The organism is Micromonospora sp. RP3T, assembly GCF_003027925.1.
Classification (GTDB): domain Bacteria; phylum Actinomycetota; class Actinomycetes; order Mycobacteriales; family Micromonosporaceae; genus Micromonospora.
This window is the reverse complement of the sequence record NZ_PYPS01000075.1, coordinates 1-3987: the sequence shown is the minus strand read 5'-3', so window position 1 is coordinate 3987 and position 3987 is coordinate 1. Positions and strand designations below refer to the sequence as shown.

Annotated in this window: 3 protein-coding genes; all 3 read left to right on the top strand. The window is 73.2% G+C overall.

What is annotated here, in order from left to right; genetic code table 11:
• Positions 1 to 1724 (top strand): phosphopantetheine-binding protein (locus C8054_RS31430; protein WP_233220263.1); only part of this gene is annotated, 1724 nt, incomplete at its 5' end.
• A 7-nt stretch (positions 1725 to 1731) separates the two neighbouring features.
• Positions 1732 to 2490 carry a thioesterase II family protein gene (locus tag C8054_RS31425; protein ID WP_107162776.1) on the top strand — a complete coding sequence of 253 codons (759 nt, stop codon included), beginning with the start codon at positions 1732 to 1734 and terminating at the stop codon, positions 2488 to 2490.
• Positions 2490 to 3987 (top strand): beta-ketoacyl synthase N-terminal-like domain-containing protein (locus C8054_RS31420; RefSeq protein WP_199199994.1); only part of this gene is annotated, 1498 nt, incomplete at its 3' end. The genes C8054_RS31425 and C8054_RS31420, both read left to right, overlap by 1 nt.

Here is a 3987-nt window from a genome sequence, read left to right as displayed (position 1 = left end):
CCGGCCCCCACCACACCCCCCTCCCCACCTACCCCTTCCAACACCAGCAGTACTGGCCGGCCGAGCAGGACGACGAGCGGGTCGGAACCAGCGAGAGCGACTTCTGGGCGGCGGTGGACAACGAGGACTTCGCCGGCGCCGCCGAGACGCTGCTGGTCGATGACGAGCAGGCCGAATCCGTACGGGCATTGCTGCCGGTGCTCTCCGAGTGGCGGCACCAGCAGCGCCTCCGGTACCTCTTCGTCTGGCGTCCGCTGCCCGACCACGGGCAACCGACGCTCACCGGCCGGTGGCTCGTGGTCGTGCCCGAACCGGGTGTCGCGGCACCGGACATCGTCGGTCTGCTCAGGGCGCACGGCGCCGACGCGGAACTGCTGCACATCCGCGCCGACGGCACCGCCGACCTGCCGGACGGGCCGCCGCCGGCCGGTGTGGTGTCGCTGCACGGGCTCACCGACGCCGACGAGCACGCCCCCGTCGCCCGTACCCGTCGGCAGGCCGTGGCCGCCGCCGGCGTGGCCGCGGCCGGCGTGGACGCTCCCCTGTGGTTCGTCACCCGGGGCGCGGTGACCGCCGACGGGGAACGACCGGCGGGCGCGGCCCGCGCCGCCGTCTGGGGCGCCGCACGCGCCGCCGTGGCCGGGCACGCCTCGGGCGGCGGCCTCGTCGACCTGCCGGCTGAGCCGGCCGGCGAGCTCGATCCACGGCTCGGGGACCGCCTGATCGGCGTGCTCTCCGCCGGTCGAGCCGGTGGTGAGTACGCGATACGTCCGGCGGGGGTTCTCGTCCGCCGGCTGGTCCGGGCCGCCACCGGACCGGCGACGGTGTGGCGGCCGAGCGGCACCGTCCTCGTCATCGGGACCGGGCCGAGGGCCGCCGAGCTGGCCGGTGCGGTGCGGAAGAACGGCGCGGAGCGCGTCGCGACCGCCGCCGAGGTGCCCGCCGACCCGCAGGCCCTGCACCGGGCCCTGCCGCCGGGAGTCCCGCTCACCGCCATCGTTTATGCGCCGGAGGCCGCGCCGGTGACGGACGGGGACGCACTGGTGCGCTGTCTCGACGCGCTGCCGGACGGGCAGCGGCCGGCGAATGTCGTACTCGTCTCCGGGTTCACCGCCGCGCTGGGCCGGCCGGACCGCCCGGCCGACGCTGTCGAGGCGGCCGTGCTGGAAAGCATCGCCCACCGGCTCCGCGCCGACGGCCACCCGGCGACGTACGTGGCGTGGCACCACGGCGACGACCTGCCGGCGGCCCGGCCCGTCCCGGTACGCGCCGCCATGGCGGCGATCCGCCGTGCCGTCGGGCAGCACAGCGCCGTGGCGGCGGTGGTGGATGTCGACTGGAAGGCGTGGCCGGACGACGCCGCCGCGCCGGTCCTACGTGACCTGCTGGGTGACGCGCCCGTCGCCCAACGCCCGGCCGCCGAGAGCCAACTCCCGCTCACCGAGCGCCTCGCGCAGATGTCCCCGCCGGAACAGGAGGAACTGCTGCGCGACATCTTCCGCAAGCGCTCGGCCAGCATCCTGGGCTACGGCTCGCCCGAGGAGATCGACGTCGAGGAGACCTTCCTGGACATCGGGTTCTCCTCGTTCACCGCGCTGGAGCTGGGCAGGGAGTTGTCGGCGCAGACCGGTCTCGTGCTCTCCCCTGCGGTGATCATGGACCATCCGACGCCGAGTTCTCTCATCCGTCATGTGCGCGACGCGCTGAGCCGGGCAGCAGGGTAGGGGCGGAATGCCTGCGACCTCTCTCTCGGCGTCGCCCTCACCCGGTGGCCGGCTGCGGCTGTTCTGCTTCCACCACGCGGGCGGTGCGGCGTCGGTCTTCTCGGGGTGGCCCGCGGCGCTCCCCGGCGACGTTGACGTGCTGCCGGTGCAGCTTCCGGGCCGGGAGTGGCGCCGCCGGGAGCCGGTGCCGGCCGACTTCGACGCCCTGATCGCCGGGCTCGAGGCCGACCTGGCCGAGCACGTCCGCCCGCCGTACGCCTTCTACGGACACAGCCTGGGCGGCGGTGTGGCGTACCGGTTGGCCCAGCGTTACCCGGCTCGGGGCGTGGCCGCACCGGTGGCGCTGCTGGTCGGCGCGTGCGCCGCGCCGCACCTACGGCCGGTTCTCCAGACGGCGGAACTGGCCGGCGAGGAGGCGCTGGTGTCGGAGATGCTGCGCATCGGCGGGGTTTCCGCTGAGGTTCTCCGGCGTCCGGAGTGGCTACGCGCGGCGACCGGTCTGCTCCGCGCCGACCTACGGCTGATGGCGACGGCCCGGCCTCCGGACGGTGCCCCCCTGCCCTTCCCACTCCATCTCTTTCACGGGACCGACGATCCGCTCGTCTCCGAGCAGCAGGTGTCCGAGTGGTCTCGCTACACCACCGTCGGCACCGTGCTGCACCGGGTCGAGGGCGGTCACTTCTTCGTCCGGGAGCCGGACGCCGAGTTCTTCCGGACGGTGCGGGACATCCTGTCGCCGATGACGCAATCGCATGGGGGAGTCTGATGTCGGACGATGAGAAGCTGCGCAGTTATCTCCGGCGCGCCGTCGCTGACCTGGAGCAGACCTCGCAACGCCTGGCCGAGGTCGAGGCCGCCCGGCACGAGCCGATCGCGGTGGTGGGGATGGCCTGCCGGTTCCCCGGTGAGGTGCGCTCGCCGGAGGACCTGTGGCGGCTGGTCGATTCCGGTACCGACGCGATCGGCCTGTTCCCCGACAACCGGGGCTGGGACCTGTCCGCGCTCTACGACCCGGACCCGGACCGGCTGGGCACCTCCTACACCCGCCACGGCGGCTTCCTCTACGACGCCGCGGACTTCGACGCCCAGTTCTTCGAGATGAGCCCCCGAGAAGCCCTCGCCAGCGACCCACAACAACGACTACTGCTGGAAGTCGCCTGGGAAGCCATCGAATCCGCCGGCATCAACCCCGCCAGCCTGCACGGCAGCGACACCGGCACCTACGCCGGAATCATGTACCACGACTACGCCACCCTCGCCCTGCCCACCCACCTGGAAGGCATGGTCGGCACCGGCACCGCCGGCAGCGTCGCCTCCGGCCGCATCGCCTACACCCTCGGCCTGCAAGGCCCCGCCGTCACCGTCGACACGGCCTGCTCGTCGTCGCTGGTCGCGGTACACATGGCCGGTCAGGCACTGCGATCCGGCGAGTGCTCCCTCGCGCTCGCCGGCGGCGCCACCGTCATGGCGACGCCCCGCATCTTCGTCGACTTCTCCCGGCAGCGGGGGTTGGCGCCGGACGGGCGGTGCAAGTCCTTCGCGGCCGGGGCCGACGGGGCGGCGTGGTCGGAGGGGGTGGGCGTCCTGGTCCTGGAGCGGCTCTCCGACGCCCAGCGCAACGGGCATCCGGTGCTCGCGGTGATCCGTGGGTCGGCGGTGAACCAGGACGGAGCCAGCAACGGACTGACAGCACCGAACGGGCCGTCGCAGGAACGCGTCATCCGTCAGGCGCTGGCGAACGCACGGTTGTCCGCCGCCGACGTGGACGTGGTCGAGGCGCACGGCACCGGCACGACGCTGGGCGACCCGATCGAGGCGCAGGCGTTGCTGGCCACCTACGGCCGGGACCGCCCTACCGACCAGCCGCTGTGGCTGGGGTCGATCAAGTCGAACATCGGCCATGCCCAGGCCGCCGCCGGCGTCGCCGGCATCATCAAGATGGTCGAGGCGATGCGCCACGGCCGACTGCCGCAGACCCTGCACGTGGACGCGCCCACGCCGCACGTGGACTGGGACGACAGCATCCGGTTGCTCACCGATCCGCTGCCCTGGCCGGCGACGTCACGACCTCGGCGGGCCGCCGTCTCGTCGTTCGGTATCTCCGGGACCAACGCTCATCTGGTGATCGAGCAGGCTCCGCAGGCCACGGAGGACGTTCCCGACGAGCCGGACGTACTCCTGCCGTGGCTGTTGTCAGCCAAGACGGACCAAGCGTTGGCCGACTACGCCGCCCGACTACTACCCACAATCGACCAGGCACCCC

Coding starts and splice junctions, on each gene's coding strand:
- C8054_RS31425 (WP_107162776.1), top strand. CDS start 1,732: ATGCCTGCGACCTCTCTCTCGGCGTCGCCCTCACCCGGTGGCCGGCTG.